The 17,392-nt window shown below is 63.2% G+C and carries 18 protein-coding genes and 1 other RNA gene; 8 read left to right on the top strand and 11 right to left on the bottom strand.

The window, feature by feature from the left end; all coding sequences use genetic code 11:
- Positions 1-9 precede the first annotated feature (9 nt).
- The 5 genes from F1735_RS18540 to F1735_RS18520 all read right to left on the bottom strand — a co-directional run bounded on the left by F1735_RS18540 (position 10) and on the right by F1735_RS18520 (position 4,900).
- Positions 10-807: an ABC transporter ATP-binding protein gene (locus F1735_RS18540; RefSeq protein ID WP_167238314.1), complete on the bottom strand. Its 798-nt coding sequence runs from the start codon at positions 805-807 to the stop codon at positions 10-12.
- A 1-nt stretch (position 808) separates the two neighbouring features.
- Positions 809-1,630, bottom strand: a complete 822-nt coding sequence (locus tag F1735_RS18535) for an ABC transporter permease (RefSeq protein ID WP_167238313.1) — start codon at positions 1,628-1,630, stop codon at positions 809-811.
- Between the two features lie 12 nt (positions 1,631-1,642).
- A complete protein-coding gene (locus tag F1735_RS18530; protein ID WP_167238312.1) occupies positions 1,643-2,611 on the bottom strand; it encodes an ABC transporter substrate-binding protein in 969 nt (322 codons plus the stop codon).
- Positions 2,612-2,808: 197 nt separating this feature from the next.
- Positions 2,809-3,270 carry a cache domain-containing protein gene (locus tag F1735_RS18525; RefSeq protein ID WP_167238311.1) on the bottom strand — a complete coding sequence of 154 codons (462 nt, stop codon included), beginning with the start codon at positions 3,268-3,270 and terminating at the stop codon, positions 2,809-2,811.
- A 67-nt stretch (positions 3,271-3,337) separates the two neighbouring features.
- The gene (locus F1735_RS18520; protein ID WP_167238310.1) at positions 3,338-4,900 is read right to left on the bottom strand and encodes a POT-type proton-dependent oligopeptide transporter; all 1,563 of its coding nucleotides are present in this window, start codon (positions 4,898-4,900) and stop codon (positions 3,338-3,340) included.
- 364 nt (positions 4,901-5,264) lie between these two features.
- Between F1735_RS18520 and F1735_RS18515 the strand changes: the two genes are divergently transcribed.
- Together F1735_RS18515 and F1735_RS18510 are read left to right on the top strand one after the other, a co-directional pair.
- A complete protein-coding gene (locus tag F1735_RS18515; protein ID WP_167238309.1) occupies positions 5,265-6,908 on the top strand; it encodes an alpha-amylase family glycosyl hydrolase in 1,644 nt (547 codons plus the stop codon).
- Positions 6,905-8,758 (top strand): glucokinase, encoded by a 1,854-nt coding sequence (locus F1735_RS18510; protein WP_167238308.1) that lies wholly within the window; start codon positions 6,905-6,907, stop codon positions 8,756-8,758. Before F1735_RS18515 ends, F1735_RS18510 begins: the two co-directional genes overlap by 4 nt.
- Positions 8,759-8,775: 17 nt before the next feature.
- Here F1735_RS18510 and F1735_RS18505 read toward each other — a convergent pair whose 3' ends face one another.
- The gene (locus tag F1735_RS18505) at positions 8,776-9,246 is read right to left on the bottom strand and encodes a hypothetical protein (protein ID WP_229505848.1); all 471 of its coding nucleotides are present in this window, start codon (positions 9,244-9,246) and stop codon (positions 8,776-8,778) included.
- Positions 9,247-9,323: 77 nt separating this feature from the next.
- Positions 9,324-9,953: a 2-hydroxychromene-2-carboxylate isomerase gene (locus tag F1735_RS18500; protein ID WP_167238307.1), complete on the bottom strand. Its 630-nt coding sequence runs from the start codon at positions 9,951-9,953 to the stop codon at positions 9,324-9,326.
- Between the two features lie 303 nt (positions 9,954-10,256).
- Here F1735_RS18500 and F1735_RS18495 point away from each other — a divergent pair, with 303 nt between their 5' ends.
- A complete protein-coding gene (locus F1735_RS18495; RefSeq protein WP_167238306.1) occupies positions 10,257-10,694 on the top strand; it encodes an OmpA family protein in 438 nt (145 codons plus the stop codon).
- 116 nt (positions 10,695-10,810) lie between these two features.
- On the opposite strand, the gene groL is transcribed toward F1735_RS18495, so the two are convergent.
- Entirely contained in the window at positions 10,811-12,457 is a 1,647-nt protein-coding gene (gene groL, locus F1735_RS18490; RefSeq protein ID WP_167238305.1) for a chaperonin GroEL, read from the bottom strand.
- A 94-nt stretch (positions 12,458-12,551) separates the two neighbouring features.
- Positions 12,552-12,842, bottom strand: coding sequence for a co-chaperone GroES (groES, locus tag F1735_RS18485; RefSeq protein ID WP_099916332.1), 291 nt, complete (start codon positions 12,840-12,842; stop codon positions 12,552-12,554).
- Positions 12,843-13,285: 443 nt separating this feature from the next.
- On the opposite strand from groES, the gene F1735_RS18480 reads away from it, so the two are divergent.
- From F1735_RS18480 to F1735_RS18460, 5 genes are all read left to right on the top strand, one after another.
- The gene (locus F1735_RS18480; protein ID WP_167238304.1) at positions 13,286-13,549 is read left to right on the top strand and encodes a hypothetical protein; all 264 of its coding nucleotides are present in this window, start codon (positions 13,286-13,288) and stop codon (positions 13,547-13,549) included.
- The gene (locus tag F1735_RS18475; RefSeq protein ID WP_166882511.1) at positions 13,546-13,857 is read left to right on the top strand and encodes a cell division protein ZapA; all 312 of its coding nucleotides are present in this window, start codon (positions 13,546-13,548) and stop codon (positions 13,855-13,857) included. Before F1735_RS18480 ends, F1735_RS18475 begins: the two co-directional genes overlap by 4 nt.
- Positions 13,858-13,902: 45 nt before the next feature.
- A non-coding RNA gene (ssrS, locus tag F1735_RS18470) (6S RNA) lies at positions 13,903-14,083 on the top strand.
- Between the two features lie 90 nt (positions 14,084-14,173).
- A complete protein-coding gene (locus tag F1735_RS18465; RefSeq protein ID WP_167238303.1) occupies positions 14,174-14,635 on the top strand; it encodes an EVE domain-containing protein in 462 nt (153 codons plus the stop codon).
- A gap of 187 nt (positions 14,636-14,822) precedes the next feature.
- A complete protein-coding gene (locus F1735_RS18460) occupies positions 14,823-15,626 on the top strand; it encodes a sulfite exporter TauE/SafE family protein (protein WP_167238322.1) in 804 nt (267 codons plus the stop codon).
- On the opposite strand, the gene lgt is transcribed toward F1735_RS18460, so the two are convergent.
- Positions 15,577-16,416 (bottom strand): prolipoprotein diacylglyceryl transferase, encoded by an 840-nt coding sequence (gene lgt / locus F1735_RS18455; RefSeq protein WP_167238302.1) that lies wholly within the window; start codon positions 16,414-16,416, stop codon positions 15,577-15,579. The genes F1735_RS18460 and lgt overlap by 50 nt on opposite strands.
- A complete protein-coding gene (locus F1735_RS18450) occupies positions 16,394-17,311 on the bottom strand; it encodes a LysR family transcriptional regulator (protein ID WP_167238301.1) in 918 nt (305 codons plus the stop codon). Before F1735_RS18450 ends, lgt begins: the two co-directional genes overlap by 23 nt.
- Positions 17,312-17,392 lie beyond the last annotated feature (81 nt).

Raw genomic sequence — 17,392 nt, 5'->3', positions numbered from 1 at the left:
CGTACCCACTTAATCGACAGCCGCGATCCGGATTTCGTCGTTGTGGTGGCGCTGCTGCTCTTCCATGACCAGCGCCCCCAGCTCGCGCTTGAGCTCATTGAAGGCGGCCGACGACGGATCGCGCAGGCGCGGCAGTTCGACGATGATGTCGCGCTTGACGGTGCCGGGCCGGTAAGTCATCACGATGATGCGGTCGGCCAGGTAGATCGCCTCTTCGATGCTGTGGGTGACGAACACGATCGTCTTTTTCACCTCGGCCCAGATGCGCAGCAGCTCGTCCTGCAGGTTGCGCCGGGTGAGCGCGTCGAGCGCGCCGAACGGTTCGTCCATCAGCATGATGGGCGAGTCGAGCGCCAGCACCCGCGCAATCGCCACGCGCTGGCGCATGCCGCCCGACAGATCCTTCGGAAAGCGGTGGCGGAAGTCCGCCAGCGACAGCATCTCGAGCAGGGCGCCGACGCGCTTGTCGATTTCCGCCGGGGCCATGCCCTTGATTCCGAGGCCGAAGCCGATGTTCTTCTCGACCGTCATCCAGGGGAACAGCGCGTACTCCTGGAACACCATGCCCCGATCCGGTCCGGGCGCGCTCACCAGCTTGCCGTTGGCGTGGATGTCGCCTGTGGACGGCAGCGCGAAGCCGGCAATCGCATTGAGCAGGGTCGACTTGCCGCAGCCGGAAGGCCCCAGCAGGCAGACGAACTGGCCGTCCGGGATGTGCAGGTTGATGTCGCGCAGGGCGGTCACTTCGCGCTCGCCGGCGTTGAAGATCTTGCTGACGTTCGTAATGTCGATGTGGGAGGAAGTCATGTCAGGTCTCCAGGCCGCGGTGCCAGCGCAGCAGATGGTTGTTCAGTTTATTCATGGCGATGTCGATGCCCAGGCCCAGCATGCCGATGCTGATCATGCCGGCGACGATTTTGTCGGACCAGAAGTATTCGCGCGCTTCCAGAATGCGGAAACCGAGCCCGTTGTTCACGGCGATCATCTCGGAGACGATGACGACGATGAAAGCGGTGCCGATCCCGATCCGTACGCCGGACAAAATGTACGGCACGGCGGCCGGCAGCATCACGCGCAGGAACATGGTGCTTTGGCTGGCGCCCAGGTTGCGGGCGGCGCGGATGTAGATGCTGTCGACCTGGCGCACGCCGGCGATGGTATTCATCAGCACCGGGAAGAACGCGCCGATGGCGATCAGGAACACGGCCGGCGCATTGCCAAGTCCGAACCACAGGATCGCCAGCGGAATGTAGGCGATCGGCGGAATCGGGCGCAGCACCTGCATCAGGGGATTGAGCCAGTTGTACATGGTGCGGCTCGATCCCATGGCCAGGCCAAGCGGCAGCGCCAGGCCGGCGCCGATGACAAAACCGACCACCACGCGGTACATGCTGCCGGCGGTGTCGATCAGCAGCTCCCCGGAGAACATCCAGGCCAGGCGCGAACCGGCGGCCGGGTCGAACGCGGTCAGCGGCAGGGCGTATTCGACCCACTTCTTGAGCACCGCCCAAGGCGATGGCAAGACCTGCGGATTGATCAAGCCGAGCATGGCGCCAGCCTGCCACAAGGCGACAATGACGACCGGCACGACGAATCCAACGGCGCTTTCGCGCCACTTAGTCTGAGTCATGGGAACCCCGGCTTATTGGACGGAGAGCGACTTCTTGGCCTGCTCCAGCAGGTCGGTCTTGACCCAGTCCTTGGCCACCGGCGGCACGCGCATCTTGCCGGTGCCGGTCTTTGCCATCACGTCGGTGGTGGTCTGGATATGCTCGATGCTGATGTCGTAGGTGTAGGGCGAGTTGGCGATCGCATCCTCGAAATCGTCCTTGGTGATCTGGTTCTTGAACATCGTCTCGCGCACGTATTTTTCGCCGGCGGCCTTGTTATCGATGAACAGCTTGGTGGCCTGGACGAAGCAGTTCATGAACTTGGCGGCGGTGGCGCGGTTCTCCTTGTAGAATTTTTCGCTCATGACGAGCGTGCGTACCGGCTCGCCGATCGGGGTGTCGTAGGGTTTCATCACTTCCATGCCGAAGCCCTTGTTGATCGCCTGCGACGATTGCGGCTCGCTTTGCATGATCGCGTCCAGGTTCTTGCCGAGCAGCGCCTGGTTCAGGTCCGCAAAGGCGAGGTAGATGACATGCACGTCCTTGCCGGGGGAGTCGGACCAGGACAGGCCATGCTTGGCCAGTTGCGCGTACAGCAGCACTTCATGGATGCCGCCGCGCGTCACGCCGACCTTCTTGCCCTTGAGGTCCTTGACCGACTTGATGCCGCCGTCGGGGCGCGCGACCAGGCGCGCGCCACCTTTAGCGAAACCGGCCACGATGAAGATCGGCGCTCCGTTGGCGCGGCCCGAGATGGCCGCTTCCGACGCGGTGGCGCCCACATCGAGGTCGCCCGACAGGATCGCCTGCATCACGTCCGGGCCTTTGGCGAACATGTTTTCTTCAACCTTGATGCCGCACTTGGGCGCGATCTCCTTGATGTACGAGACGGCGCCGTAGTGGGCGAATTTGAGGTTGCCGAGCCTGACGACATTATCGGCCGCCTGGGCGGACGCGGACAGGGCGGCTGCCGCCAGGACGAGGTGATGGATGGTTTTCATGCTTGAGTCTCCGTTATGGTTTATGTGCATCAACGCTTGTTGCATTTTTCGTGCCACGCTTGCGCACGGGGCGCACACGGGCGCACAGGCGCGGGGCGGCGGGAAAACTGGCGGAAATCCGCAATGGAAGCGCTGCGGTGTGCGGAAAACCGCGCGCGCGCGAAGGGCGCCACGGCTGCGGCGCCCGCAAAGCGTACTTATTTGTAGATGCCGCAGTTGATGATCAAGTCTTCGTACTTTTCGAAGTACATCGACTTCGGTTCGATCTGCTTGGTGACCGGGTTGACGAACTTGTAATCCTGCCACCCTTTGCCCTTGGACTTGACCAGGTCGAGGCGCTCGCGCATGAACGGTTTGCCGTCCGCGTCCTTCAGGTCGATCAAGTCCTTGCCCTGCATCTTGGCGTTGGCGCCATGGGCCAGGTTCTTCATGCTCATGTCGTTGATGGTCACGTACAGGTCGCGGTCGCGAAAGCGGGTGCTTTGCATGTCGTTGATCTCGGCGATGGTCTTCTCGCGCCCGTTCGCTTTCATGGAGGCGATCACTTTCTGCACCAGTGCCTTGGCTTCCTCGGCGCTGCCATGGTCGCTGGCGGCGAAAGCGCTGGTGCAAAACACGGCGGCGCAGCACATGAACGCTATCTGGAATAATTTACGCATGACGATCCCCTTTTTCGTTGTGGGGGCGGGCAAGCTGGCAGCCTGCCCGCCTTTGCTACGGCCGGTTTTACGCCTTGGCCGGTGCGGCGTCGGAACGGTAGTTATCCATCATTTTGTAGCGTGTGGCGTACCAGCCGAAGACCGCGGCGGCCACGAACGCGAAGCCGGCGAAGAAGTACATCTGGAAGGCGATGACGCTAAAGCCGCTGGCGCCGATATTCGAGAGCACCGCATCGTTCTTGATGCTGGCATTGACGATCAGGACCCACAGGCTGCCCACGGTGATGGACAGGAACCAGAAGGCCATGATCACGCCCTTCATCGACGGTGGCGACTGGCTGTAGGCAAATTCGAGCCCGGTGGCCGCGACCAGCACTTCGCCGAAGGTCAGCAACGCGTAAGGCAGGACCTGCCACAGCATCGAGGTCGGGGTGCCGCCATCCATCTGCACTTGCAGGGTGCCGATCACGATCCACGACAGCGCCGAGAACACGATCCCGGTCGTCATGCGGCGCAGCGGGGTCGGCTCCACGCCCATTTTGCGCAGGGCCGGGTACAGCACCAGGTTGTTAAACGGGATCAGGATCATCACCAGCAGCGGGTTGAGGGCCTGCATCTGCGCCGCCACGAAGGAGAATTCGCTGCCGAAGATATTGATGGTCGGCGGGACCATCGAATTGGCCTGCACGATCCAGGTCGACGCCTTCTGGTCGAACAGCGAGTGGAACGGCGTGACCAGCGCGAACACGATCAGGATGCGCAGCACGGCGCGCACGCCGTCCACCGCCACATCCGGATGCAGGCCGCGCGCGCGTTCGAGCTGCATCGAGGTGCCGATGCCCCCAAAAGCGAGCAGCAGGACCAGCGCGGTGCAGGCGGCGATAACAAAGCCCCATTGCGGCGCCATGGCCAGCGAGGCGACCGCGCCGGCCATGCCGAACAGGGCGACCGCGAGGCCGGTGCGGGCCTGGCCCGGTTTGTGCGCCAGCAGGGCGGTGTACGCCACGCGGGTGAACGAGTCCGGGTCCGGTGGAGCGGGCGGCACATGGATGTACTTTTTGCGCCCGAGCCAGAACACGATGGTGGCCACGAACATCAGCGCGCCGGGAATGCCGAAAGCGACCGCCGCTCCGTGCCTGGACAGGAAGTAGGGCATCAGCAGCGAGGCGAAGAAGGAGCCGAAGTTGATCATCCAGTAGAACACGTCGTAGACGACTTTCGCCTTGTTCTTGTTGGTCTGGTCGAACTGGTCGCCCACGAACGAGGAGATCAATGGCTTGATGCCGCCCGAACCGAGCGCGATCAGGAACAGGCCGAAGTAAAAGCCCTTGAGGCTATCTTCGAAAACCGCCAGGCAGGCGTGCCCCGCGCAGTACACAAGACTGAGCCAGAAGATGGTGTCGTATTTACCGAAGAAGCGGTCGGCCAGCCAGCCGCCCAACAAGGGGAAAAAGTACACACCGATGACGAAGGTGTGGAACACGTGCTTGGCTTCGCCGGCGCGCTCGGCGAGCGGCATGAACAGCAGCAGGGTGCTGATCAAAAAAGGGGTGAGGATGTTGCGCATCCCGTAAAAACTGAATCGCTCGCATCCTTCGGTGCCCACGATGTACGGAATCTGCCGGGGCATCGGCCCGTTTCCGCTTTCTCTTTCTCTTTCTCTTTCTTTATCCAACTGCGACATGGGTACTCCTGCTATATAAACAGATGGGATGCTAAGCCCACGTCCGGGGGCTGGCAATAGGTATATTCAGGATCGGCCCCGCCAGGCGCGCCGGCACGCCGCGCGGGTGCGCGGGGCTGTATGGACAGTGAGGGGCGTCTGCGGTTTTGTATGTAGTTTGACTACTGTTGCGGTTCGTGAAATATCCGTGACGGGCAGGTAAGTGATTGAAAAATAGAGGATTTTCAGCTACTTCCAGCGCGGTCCGGCAAATTGTAAGATCGATTAAATTGATGTATATTATGTACAGAATCTCAACTGGGCGCCCATCATGAACAACGATATTTCGCTGCACTCCGAACAAAATACGCCATGGTGGCGCGAGGCCATCATTTATCAGGTTTATCCGCGCAGTTTCCGTGATACCAACGGCGACGGAATCGGCGACCTGCCGGGCATTACCGAAAAACTCGACTACATCGCCCAGCTCGGGGCCGACATCGTCTGGATCTCGCCTTTCTTCACCTCGCCAATGAAAGACTTCGGCTACGACGTGGCCGATTACTGCGACGTCGATCCGATGTTCGGCACCCTGGACGACTTCGACGCGCTGGTCGCCAAAGCGCACGGCCTGGGATTGAAGATCATGATCGACCAGGTGCTCTCGCACACGGCCGACATCCACCCGTGGTTCGCCCTGAGCCGCCAGAGCCGCGACAATCCCAAGGCCGATTGGTACGTGTGGGCCGACCCGCTCGCCGACGGCAATCCGCCGAATAACTGGCTGTCGGTGTTCGGCGGCTCGTCGTGGCAGTGGGACAGCCGGCGCAAGCAGTACTACCTGCATAACTTCCTGGTCAGCCAGCCGGACATGAACTTCCATCATCCGCAGGTGCAGCAGGCGCACCTGGACAACCTGCGTTTCTGGCTGGCGCGCGGCGTCGACGGCGTGCGCATGGACGCCTGCAATTTCCACTTCCACGATCCTGAACTGCGCAGTAATCCAGCCGCCACCAACCGCGACACCTCCACCGTCACCGACGTGAACCCGTACGGCATGCAGGCGCACGTGTACGACAAGACGCGGCCCGAGAACATCGCCTTCCTGCGGAAGATCCGCGTGCTGCTCGACGAATTCGGCGCGGTCGCCATCGGCGAAGTGGGCGCGGACGATGCGCTCGGCGTCATGGCCGACTACACCGCCGACGGCGACAAGCTGCACATGGCGTACAGCTTCAACCTGCTCACGCCCGAGTTTTCGGCCGGCCACGTGCGCCGCCAGGTGGAAGAGTTCGAAGCGCGCGTCAAGGGCGGCTGGGCTTCCTGGTCGGTCGGGAACCACGACAGCATCCGCGTCATGACGCGCTGGGGCGGCGCCGCCCCGACCCATGCCCTGGCCAAGCTGGTGCTGGCGATGCAGCTCTCGCTCAAGGGCACGCCGTGCCTGTACCAGGGCGACGAACTGGCGCTGACCGAAGCGAACGTGCCGTTCGAGCTGCTGCAGGACCCGTACGGCATCACCTTCTGGCCCGAGTTCAAGGGCCGCGACGGCTGCCGCACGCCGATTCCCTGGACCGCCGAACTGCCCAACGCCGGCTTTACCACCGGTACCCCGTGGCTGCCGGTAGCCGAAGAACACATCGCCTCGGCCGCCAGCGCGCAAGAAACCGACACCGACTCGCCGCTCAATTTCGCGCGCCGCATCGTTGCCTGGCGCCGCCAGCAAGCGCAGCTCACGCGCGGCGACATCGTCTTTTTCGATGCGCCCGAACCGCTGCTGGCGCTGCGCCGCGACCTGGCCGGCCACCCCAGCGTGCTGGCCGTGTTCAATCTCGGCCCCGAGCCGGTCACCTACCAGTTTGCCGACGCGCTTGAAGCGGTATCGATGATCGGTCATGGCTTGCATGGCAATGCCGAAGAAGGCAGCATCACCCTGCCTGCCTACGGCGCCTGGTTCGGCACCAAGAACGGATGAACGACCAGAGCGACGCCGAAAGATTGGGCCGCACGGCGTTTGCCGACGGCCCGCGCCTGCTGGCCGATATCGGCGCCACGCATGCGCGCTTCGCGCTGCAAACCGCGCCGGGCGTATTCCGTTCGGTGCGGGTGCTCAAGTGCGACGACTTCGAAGGCATCGTTCCGCTGCTGCGTTTCTACCTGGCCGACCATGCCGGCATGACCCTCAACCACGCCGCGCTGGCGGTCGCCAACCCGGTCAACGGCGACCAGGTGCGCATGACCAACCGCGACTGGGAATTTTCCACCGATGCGGTGCGGCGCGAACTGGGGCTGCACACGCTCCTGATCGTCAACGACTTTACCGCGCTGGCGATGGCGCTGCCGGGCCTCATGCCTGGGGACCTGATGCAGGTCGGCCCCGGCAAGGCCGCCGCCAACGCCGTGATCGGCGTGCTCGGTCCCGGCACCGGCCTGGGTGTGTCGGGCGTGATTCCCACGCTCGATGGCTTTGTCACGCTCGGCAGCGAAGGAGGGCACGTCAATTTCGCGCCGGCCGACGAGCGCGAATTTGCGATCCTGCGGTTCGCCTGGACGGAGTGGCCGCACGTATCGAACGAACGCCTGATCTCCGGCCCCGGCATGGAAATCATCTACCGCGCGCTGGCGCAGCGCAATGGCGTGCGCGGCGTCGCCGGCGCGCCGCGCACCTCGCCCGAGATCATCGCCGGCGCGCTGGACGACCAGGACCCGCTGTGCCTGGAGGTGATCGAGTGCTTCTGCGGCATGCTGGGCGGGGCCGCCGCCAACCTGGCGGTGACGCTGGGCGCGTTCGGCGGCATGTTCATCGGTGGCGGCATCGTGCCGCGCATCGGCGCGTTGTTTGCCAGCTCGCCCTTTCGCAGCCGCTTCGAAGCCAAGGGGCGCTTTTCCAGCTACCTGGCCGGCATTCCCACCTACGTCATCACGACACCGAATCCTGCCTTTCACGGCGTGGCGACGATCTTGTCGGAGCACCTGCGCGGACGCAGCGGCGCCAACACGCTGATGGAGCGGGTCCAGCACCTGCAGCACGAACTGACGCCCGCCGAGCAGCGCGTGGCCAGCCTGGTGCTCGGGCAACCGCGCCTGGTGCTGGGCGAGCCGATTGCCGACATCGCGCGCCTGGCCGAAGTGAGCCAGCCGACCGTGATCCGCTTCTGCCGCTCGCTCGGTTTTTTGGGACTGGCCGACTTCAAGCTGCGCTTTGCCAGCAGCCTGACCGGCGCCATCCCCGTGCGCCACAGCCAGGTGCGCGGCGGCGACAGCACGCACGATGTGTCGGCCAAGGTGATCGACAATACCGTCTCGGCGATCCTGACATTCCGCGACCAGCTCGACGTGCATGCGCTCGACCGCGCCATCGCGTTGCTGACCCACGCGCACCGGGTCGAGTTTTACGCGATGGGCAATTCGCGGGTGGTGGCCCTGGATGGCCAGCACAAGTTTTTCCGCTTCCGCATCCCGACCGCCTCGTACGGCGACTCGCACCTGTTTACCCTGGCGGCCGAACTGCTCAAGCCGGGCGACGTGGTGATTGCGATTTCGAACTCGGGGCGCTTGCCCGAGCTCTTGGTGGCGGTGGACGCGGCGCGCGCGGCCGGGGCGGACGTGATTGCGATGACCGGCAGCGGCACGCCGCTGGCCAAGAAGGCCACGGTGTGCCTGGCGGTCGACCATGCCGAGGACAGCACCAGCTTCCTGTCGATGATCTCGCGCATCATGCAACTGCTGCTGATCGATATTCTGTCGGTCGGGATTTCGCTGGGCGCCGATGGCCAGGGCGACGGCGCCAGCGCGCACACGCAGATTTCGCACCTGGGAGGTTAATCACCCGGCCCGTATCCTTACGGTGGCGGGGCGGTCCCGCCTGGAGCGCTGTCGGCGTGTTTGACGATGCGCTCGAGCGGGCGCTTTTCGGCGCGCCATTGGCTCAAGGTCAGCTGGCGGTCGTCGTTGCTGTCGTCGACCAGGATCTCGTCGCCGCTGGTGGCGACCAGGAAGGTCTCCCAGCGGTGCGCCGCCTCGTCGCCGTTTTCGATGAACGACAGGCTCCAGTAGCGTTTACCGCCGATGAGCTTCGTGCCTTCTTCCTCATCGTCGAGCACCGCGCCGCGGGCTTTGCCGCCCGAGGCCTTTTCGATGTGGGCCGACCAGGCTTTGAGTTCCGGCAGCGCCATCAGGGCGTCGATCGCCTGTGCCTTGGTGCGCGCCGCCGCGGGCTTGGGCGTGAGCGCAGCCCTGGACGCGGCCGGCGCCAGGTTCTCCTGGTGATGATTGTGGTACAGCGCTGCCCCGGCGGCGACAAAGGCAATCATGGCAAACAACAGTACTGTTTTTTTCGACAATCCAGGCATAGTTGTGGGCGGCAAAACACGTTGATGGAGCGGCCATACTACGCCAAATCTATACGTGCGGCAACATGGTCAACGGCCCAGTCGACGGCATCCTCGAGCCGGTCATTGCCCCAGAACATGTCGTCGCCGGCGAAGAACATCGGCGCGCCAAAAATGCCGCGCCGCACCGCTTCCTCGCCCTGGGCGCGCAGCGCCAGCTTGTTCTGTTCGGTGCCGGCGGCGGCCAGCAGGGCGCTGGCGTCGAGGCCGAGCGCGGTGAGGACGTCGCCTACCAGGGCCGGGTCGTCGATCTCGCGGTCGAGGGCGAAATTGGCATGCATGATGTGCCGGCAGAAGGTGCCGATCCATGCGTCGCCGGCGCCGAGCAGGGCCACGCGCAGGGGCAGCAGCGCGCGCCGGGGAAAGGCGCCCGGCTGGGTCCACGGCAAGCCGTACTTGTCGCATTGGCGCTGCATGTCGCGCCACACATAAGCGCCTTTTTCCTTTTGCAGCACGAAGGGAGACGAGGACCAGCCCGAGGCCTTGAAGACCGGTCCCAGCAAAAATGGTTTCCACAGCACGCGCACGCCGCGGGCGGCAGCGAGCGCCTCGATGCGCATGGTGGCGAGGTAGCTGTAATTGCTGCCGAAATCAAACCAGAATGCGATCTGCGGATCATGGGTCGTCATGAAGTCTCCTTATCCACCGCCGGTGTCAGGTCTGACATTCGGACACGGCCTCGGCTATACAAATGCCCGCCACCGGTGTCAGGTCTGACATTCGGACACGGCCTCGGCTGTACAAATGCGCAGTCGCCTGCTAAAGCCGGGCTCGTGTCCGAATGTCAGACCTGACACCGGGGGTGGGGTTGCTGAGGCCGTGTCCGAATGTCAGACCTGACACCGGGGTGCTCACCGGGGTGCTGGATTGCTTGTTTATAGTGCAATATTGGGCTAAAGTCGCGTGACTAGCTTACATCGGAAGGTTGCGCCATGCGACACATTCTCACCATGCTGTCGGTTTGCCTGGCTTGCGCGCTGCCGGGCGTGGTCCGTGCCGATCCGGCCCGGATCCTGTTCGCGACCGAAGTGTTTTTCGACAGCGGCAGCGCGCGCCTGTCGGGCGACGCGGTGTCGATCCTGGACCAGGTCGCCGGCAAGAGCCGCGAGCTCAGTCCCGAGCTGATCATGGCCATCGGCCATACCGATGCGCTGCCCGGCGACGCCCTGGCCCAGCGCTTGTCGGTGCGGCGCGCGGAAGCGGTCAAGACCTATTTGGCCGACAAGGGCGTCGAACGCATCCGCATCTATACCGAAGGCAAGGGCAAGCGCATGCCCGTTGCCGATAGCGCTACGCGGGAAGGGCGCGCCCGCAACAACCGGGTCGAGGTCCAGCTGGTGGCGCCAACAACGGCCCCGAGCGAACCGTAAACAGGATCGCCAGACGTAAAAAAGCCTGCAAGGCGCAAACCTTGCAGGCTTTTTATGTGTCGCAGCGGCGCCGCAAGCGATGTCGCTGGCGGCGCGTTGCGGCAAGCCGGGGGCAATTACATCATGCCGTCCATGCCACCCATGCCGCCCATGCCACCCATGCCGCCCATGCCGCCAGCTGGCTTGTCTTCCGCCAGTTCGCACACCATGGCGTCGGTGGTCAGCATCAGGCCGGCGATCGAGGCTGCGTTTTGCAGTGCCGAACGGGTCACTTTTGCTGGATCCAGAACACCCATTTCGACCATGTCGCCGTAGGTGCCGTTCGCTGCGTTGTAGCCGTAGTTGCCGGTGCCGGCCAACACTGCTGCAACGACCACCGACGATTCTTCGCCAGCGTTTTGAACGATCATGCGCAGTGGCTCTTCCATGGCGCGCAGGACGATCTTGATACCGGCGTCCTGGTCAGGATTGTCGCCCTTGACCGTGATGTTGGCACGTGCGCGCAGCAGGGCTACGCCGCCGCCAGGAACGATGCCTTCTTCCACGGCAGCGCGGGTGGCGTGCAGTGCATCTTCAACGCGGGCTTTCTTTTCTTTCATTTCGACTTCGGTGGCTGCGCCAACCTTGATCACTGCAACGCCGCCTGCCAGTTTGGCAACGCGCTCTTGCAGTTTTTCACGGTCGTAGTCCGAGGTCGCTTCTTCGATCTGCACGCGCACTTGCTTGACGCGCGCTTCGATCGCTTCAGCCTGGCCGGCGCCGTCGATGATGATGGTGTTTTCCTTGCCCACTTCAACGCGCTTGGCTTGGCCGAGTTCCGCCAGGGTGACTTTTTCGAGCGTCAGGCCGACTTCTTCAGCGATGACCTGGCCGCCGGTCAGGACAGCGATGTCTTCCAGCATGGCCTTGCGACGGTCGCCGAAGCCAGGGGCTTTGACTGCGCAGGTTTTCAGGATGCCGCGGATGTTGTTCACAACCAGGGTGGCCAGCGCTTCGCCTTCGATGTCTTCCGCGATGATCAGCAGTGGACGGCCGGCTTTGGCGACTTGTTCCAGGATCGGCAGCAGATCGCGGATGTTCGAGATCTTTTTGTCGCACAGCAGGACGAACGGGCTGTCCTGGATGGCAACTTGCTTGTCCGGGTTGTTGATGAAGTACGGCGACAGGTAGCCGCGGTCGAACTGCATGCCTTCGACGATGTCGAGTTCGTCGTTCAGCGATTTGCCGTCTTCCACGGTGATCACGCCTTCTTTGCCGACTTTTTCCATCGCTTCAGCGATACGCTCGCCGATCGAGTAGTCCGAGTTGGCCGAGATCGCGCCAACCTGGGCGATTTCTTTGGTGGTGGTGCATGGCTTGGAGATCTTGGCCAGCTCTTCGACGGTGGCGGCAACCGCCTTGTCGATGCCGCGCTTGAGGTCCATTGGGTTCATGCCGGCGGCAACGAACTTCATGCCTTCGCGCACGATGGCTTGTGCCAGCACGGTCGCGGTGGTGGTGCCGTCGCCGGCGTTGTCGCTGGTGCGGGAAGCAACTTCCTTGACCATTTGCGCGCCCATGTTCATGAGCTTGTCTTTGAGTTCGATTTCCTTGGCGACCGAAACACCGTCCTTGGTGACGGTCGGCGCGCCGAACGAGCGCTCGAGCACCACGTTGCGGCCTTTCGGGCCCAGGGTGACTTTGACTGCGTTGGCCAGGATGTTGACGCCTTCAACCATTTTGGCGCGCGCTGCGTCGCCGAATACTACTTCTTTAGCTGCCATGTTTTTTTCTCCGTTGTGCGTAGATGTCTATCGCGTGGAATGCTTAATGAAAGGTCGTGCGCCGGCCGGGAAACCATGTTCCCGACCGAGTCGATCACTTGACCAGAACGGCCATGATGTCTTCTTCGCGCATCACCAGCAGCTCGTCGCCGTCGACTTTGACGGTTTGGCCGGAGTATTTGCCGAACAGGACACGGTCGCCGACTTTGACTTCCAGCGCGCGTACTTTGCCGTCATCCTGGACTTTTCCGTTGCCGACAGCCAAGATTTCGCCTTGATCCGGTTTTTCAGCGGCTGCGTCAGGAATGATGAGGCCGGATGCGGTTTTGGTTTCCTGGTCGAGACGCTTGACGATGACGCGATCGTGCAATGGGCGAAGGTTCATGCAAAACTCCTTAATATTCAGTGGTTTAGTAGCTATTGGTCAGGACCGCCCTGGGCGTTCCCGGTGTTTCAACATGTCTCGCGGTGTTGCCGCCGAGACTAGAAAGAGTTGTTAGCACTCTCTACTAACGAGTGCTAATTATAGGGACGGTCCAAGGGTTTTTCAAGGCATCCTGTTGACTATTTAACAGATGAGCTTGATCTGGCGCAAAGTGTGGAAGCGCCGGCGAGGCCAAAACTGGCCTTATCTCAAGAGGCGCCGGGCCAGCTGTGCGCCGCCCGCGACTTGTGCTGTGCGCCTGGGTGCGACCGGGGGTTGTGCATGGAGCGGCGGCCCGACGCCCGCGCTTTCGCGGCAGCCTTCTTACATCCCCTTACATCAATCGTCTACCCCTGTTGCTGATTCGGTTGACGGACTTTCGTTCGCACCCCTATAGTTACGGGATGATTTCTGAATTCATCGAACTATCCGAAAAAATCGACCGGCTTGCCGAGTTGACCCTCTCACTGCGCGCCGAGAATACTCAGTTGCGGCAATGGAATACACAGGTGCGCCAGTCGAATGCGCAGCTGTTCGCCGAAAAGGAGGCTTGCCTGGTGCGCCTGAACGAAGTGCAGCGCCGGGTCGAAGCGTTGCTGGCCCAGATACCCGATCCGAACGGGGTGACCGTGGCCACCGTGGCGCCCCAGGCCGAGGGCGTGCAATGATCCAGCTCAATGTCACGATCATGGGCAGTTCCTATCGCCTGGTGTGCAAGGAGGGCGAAGAGCGCACCTTGCAGGAGGCGGTCAGTTATCTCGACGGCAAAATGTGTACCTTGCGCGATTCGGGCAAGGTCAAGGGAAACGACCGCATCGCCGTCATGGCTGCGCTCAATATGGCGGCCGAATTCCTGTCGGTGAAAACGCCGCAAGGGCCGCTTGCCGAAATGACGATGTTGGAAGTCAAGCAGAAACTCGGCGAGATGCATACGGTGCTCGACAACGCCCTGACTCCCCAGGAAAATCTGTTCTGAGTTTAATTTTTGTTTGACATGACGGCACATCGGAGTAAACTCCGTCTCACCCTGCGGTGTTCGCGATTGCCATATATTCCTTGAACCATTTATGTGCACAGGTTGCGGAATCTTGTTTGATGGGAGTGAGCGTCGCTCGTTCGACGAACCCGAAATTGAACTAACTGCGACCGCCTTGAACCATTAGGTTCAGGATGCCGGTAAAGACGGCACATGCGGGGCACTGATTTTACAAAGCGGTTGCAAGCATTCGGTGCGCAACCGTTTTTTTATGGGCGCGCGCTTTGCTGTGCGACGCCCAAAGCGGAGCAATTGCATGGCCTATTGGCTGATGAAGTCCGAACCGGACGAAGTAAGTATCGACGACGTGCTGGCCGCGCCGGAACAAACGGTGGCGTGGTTCGGCGTGCGCAATTACCAGGCGCGTAACTTCATGCGCGACGGCATGCGGGTCGGCGATCTGGCCCTGTTTTATCATTCCAGCTGCGCCGAGCCGGGCGTCGCCGGGATCGTCGAAGTGTGCAGCGCCGCCTACCCTGACGCCAGCCAGTTCGACCAGGCCAGCCATTATTACGATCCGAAGGCCACGCTTGAACAGCCGCGCTGGATCAGCGTCGACGTGCGCGCCGTGCGCAAGACAGCTCTGTTGAGCCTGAAGCAATTGCGCACCATCCCCGCCCTGGCCGACATGCGCCTGCTGGCCAAGGGCAGCCGCCTGTCGGTCATGCCGGTCGACGCGCACGAATGGCGTACCATCGAAGCCTTGCTGGAAAAGTAGACGCCCCAGCATTCGCACGTCCGTGCCGCGCCTGGGGCCGCGGGGCGGCCTCGGCGGTGAATGCGGACGTTGCGTTGTAGAATACTTGCCAAGGCGAGTCCGCGGGTGGCTTGCCACCAACGCAAGCCTCACCGACCGCACCCATGACGACTGCAACTGCAACGACGGCCACTTCAAGGGGGCGCCGATGGCCTGGAGCCTGATCCTGATCTTGCTGGCCATGGGCGCCGCCGGCGGCTTCGCGGCCGGTTTGCTGGGCATCGGCGGCGGCATGGTGCTGGTGCCCTTCATTACGATGATCTACACCGCCGAGCATTTTCCGCCCGACGCGGTGGTGCATATGGCGATCGCCACCTCGCTCGCCACCATCATGTTTACGTCCCTGTCGTCAGTGCGCGCGCATCACGCGCATGGCGCCGTGCTGTGGCCGATCGTGCGCATGCTCACGCCCGGCATCGTGATCGGCTCCTGGATCGGGCCGTGGCTGGGCAAGCAGCTCAACACCACCGCGCTGGCGCTGGTGTTCGCCGCCTTCGTGGCGTTTTCGGCCACCCAGATGTTGAGCGGGAAAAAGCCCGCCGGCGCGCGCGAGCTGCCCGGCGCGCCCGGCATGTTCGCCGCCGGCGGGGTGTTCGGCGTGGTGTCGGGGGTGGTGGGGGCGGGCGGCGGCTTCATGTCGATCCCGTTCATGACCTGGTGTAACGTCAAGATCCACAACGCGGTCGCCACCAGCGCCGCGCTGGGCTTTCCGATTGCGCTCTCGGGCACCTTGTCGAACATCTGGTTCGGCTGGGACCAGCCCGGCCTGCCGCCGTATTCGCTCGGCTACATCTACCTGCCGGCGCTGGCCGTGATTGCCACGGCCAGCGTGCTGGCGGCGCCGCTGGGCGCGCGCGCCGCGCACCGCATGCCGGTGCAACAGTTAAAACGCATCTTCCCGTTCATTTTGTATGCGCTGGCCGCTTATATGCTGTGGAAGGCGTTTCACTGACAGCGCCTTTCCGGTAGGCCCACACCAGCATGGCGATGCCGCCCGCGATCATCGGCAGCGACAGCATCTGGCCCGACGTGACCGGCAAGCCGGCCACGCTGACCTGCCAGTCCGGCACGCGGAAGTATTCGGTGAAAAAGCGCGCGCAGCCGTACAGCAGGGTGAACATGGCCCCCACCGCCAGCCGTGGACGCTCCTTGCGCGCATAGATCCACAGCAGCACGAACACCACCAGGCCGTCGACGATCAACTGGTACAGCGGCGAGGGATGGCGCGGTCCCTGCACGCCCGGCCACAGCATGGCCCACGGCAGGCTGGGGTCGGCCACCCTGCCCGGCAGTTCGGCGTTGATGAAGTTGCCCATGCGTCCGGCCGCGTAGCCGAGCGGGACCAGCGGTGCGATGAAATCGTAGACGTCGAGCAGATTGCGTTTGGCCTTGCGCGCCCACAATCCCATGGCCAGCAGCACCCCGAGAAAGCCGCCGTGGAACGACATGCCGCCCTGCCATATCTTGAAGATGGCCACCGGATCGGCCATGAAGCGGGCCGGTTGATAGAAGAAGACTTCACCCAGGCGCCCGCCGATGATCACCCCGAGCATGCCGTAGAACAGCATGTCGTCCAGGTCTTCCTTTTTCCAGCCGCGCGCGGCGATGTGCGGCTGCTTGATGCGCACGCGCCCGAGGGCGAGGAACATGGCGAACGCCAGCACGTACATCAGGCCGTACCAGTGTACGTGCAGCGGGCCGAGCGAAAAGGCGACGGGGTCAGGCATCGGGTGGGTCAGCATCGGTATTCTTTCGTAGTAAATCCAAAAAGCCCTGCAGGACCGGCGAGACGGCGTCGCGCCGCCAGGCCAGCCCGGTTTCCACCTGCGGCGTCGGATCGCGCAGGGCCCGGTATTCTACGCCGGGCCGCATCAGGTTGGACACCGATTGTGGCACAAGTGCCATCCCCATGCCGGCCGAGACGAGGCTGACGATGGTCTGCATCTGGATCGCTTCCTGCCCGATCTCGGGAGTGATGCCGGCCGCGCGGAAGCAAGCCAGGATGGCGTCGTGCAGGGCCGGCGCGATCGGGCGCGGAAAGATGATCAGCGGCAGCGGCGGCAGCGCGGCCAGGGCCACCGCCTGGCCGGGCGCGCCGCTGACGACGCCGGCCGGCAGGGCCACGATCAGCGCTTCGGTCAACACCTTCAGGTAATCGAGTTCCAGGCGCGCCTTGTCCGGCAGCGGCGCGATCAACAGGCCGGTATCGATGCGCCCGTGCAGCAGGTCGTCGATCTGGACGTCGGAAGTCGCTTCTTGCAGCGCGATACTTACTTGCGGAAAAGCCGCGCGGTAGCGGCGCAGGAAGGGCGGCAGCACGCTGTAATCGGCCGAAGACACGAAGGCCAGCGACAGGCGCCCGGCCGCGCCGCCGGCCGCGCGTTGCACCAGCGCGGGCAAGGCGCTGCTCGCGGCCAGGATGCGGCGCGCCTCCGGCAGCAGGGCGGCGCCGGCCGGTGTGAGCTCGACGGCGCGGCGGCTGCGCGCGAACAGCGGCGCGCCCAGCAACGCTTCGAGACCCTGGATGGTTTGCGACAGCGGCGGCTGGGTCATGTGCAGGCGCAGCGCGGCCTTGCCGAAGTGAAGTTCTTCGGCGACGGCGACAAAATAGCGCAATTGGCGCAGTTCAAGGTGCATCGATATGCGCTTCCATGTCAATGATGGACTGTGATATGCGGGGCGACTCACAGCGATGCAAATGATATATTTGACGCGCGC

Origin of the sequence: Massilia genomosp. 1, from assembly GCF_011682185.1 — a bacterium.
GTDB classification, from domain to species: domain Bacteria; phylum Pseudomonadota; class Gammaproteobacteria; order Burkholderiales; family Burkholderiaceae_D; genus Telluria_A; species Telluria_A rubra.
The sequence above is the reverse complement of the archived record's forward strand: the minus strand, read 5'-3'. Positions and strand labels throughout refer to the sequence as shown.

Coding starts and splice junctions, on each gene's coding strand:
- F1735_RS18540 (WP_167238314.1), bottom strand. CDS start 807: ATGACTTCCTCCCACATCGACATTACGAACGTCAGCAAGATCTTCAAC.
- F1735_RS18535 (WP_167238313.1), bottom strand. CDS start 1,630: ATGACTCAGACTAAGTGGCGCGAAAGCGCCGTTGGATTCGTCGTGCCG.
- F1735_RS18530 (WP_167238312.1), bottom strand. CDS start 2,611: ATGAAAACCATCCATCACCTCGTCCTGGCGGCAGCCGCCCTGTCCGCG.
- F1735_RS18525 (WP_167238311.1), bottom strand. CDS start 3,270: ATGCGTAAATTATTCCAGATAGCGTTCATGTGCTGCGCCGCCGTGTTT.
- F1735_RS18520 (WP_167238310.1), bottom strand. CDS start 4,900: ATGCCCCGGCAGATTCCGTACATCGTGGGCACCGAAGGATGCGAGCGA.
- F1735_RS18515 (WP_167238309.1), top strand. CDS start 5,265: ATGAACAACGATATTTCGCTGCACTCCGAACAAAATACGCCATGGTGG.
- F1735_RS18510 (WP_167238308.1), top strand. CDS start 6,905: ATGAACGACCAGAGCGACGCCGAAAGATTGGGCCGCACGGCGTTTGCC.
- F1735_RS18505 (WP_229505848.1), bottom strand. CDS start 9,246: ATGATTGCCTTTGTCGCCGCCGGGGCAGCGCTGTACCACAATCATCAC.
- F1735_RS18500 (WP_167238307.1), bottom strand. CDS start 9,953: ATGACGACCCATGATCCGCAGATCGCATTCTGGTTTGATTTCGGCAGC.
- F1735_RS18495 (WP_167238306.1), top strand. CDS start 10,257: ATGCGACACATTCTCACCATGCTGTCGGTTTGCCTGGCTTGCGCGCTG.
- groL (WP_167238305.1), bottom strand. CDS start 12,457: ATGGCAGCTAAAGAAGTAGTATTCGGCGACGCAGCGCGCGCCAAAATG.
- groES (WP_099916332.1), bottom strand. CDS start 12,842: ATGAACCTTCGCCCATTGCACGATCGCGTCATCGTCAAGCGTCTCGAC.
- F1735_RS18480 (WP_167238304.1), top strand. CDS start 13,286: ATGATTTCTGAATTCATCGAACTATCCGAAAAAATCGACCGGCTTGCC.
- F1735_RS18475 (WP_166882511.1), top strand. CDS start 13,546: ATGATCCAGCTCAATGTCACGATCATGGGCAGTTCCTATCGCCTGGTG.
- F1735_RS18465 (WP_167238303.1), top strand. CDS start 14,174: ATGGCCTATTGGCTGATGAAGTCCGAACCGGACGAAGTAAGTATCGAC.
- F1735_RS18460 (WP_167238322.1), top strand. CDS start 14,823: ATGGCCTGGAGCCTGATCCTGATCTTGCTGGCCATGGGCGCCGCCGGC.
- lgt (WP_167238302.1), bottom strand. CDS start 16,416: ATGCTGACCCACCCGATGCCTGACCCCGTCGCCTTTTCGCTCGGCCCG.
- F1735_RS18450 (WP_167238301.1), bottom strand. CDS start 17,311: ATGCACCTTGAACTGCGCCAATTGCGCTATTTTGTCGCCGTCGCCGAA.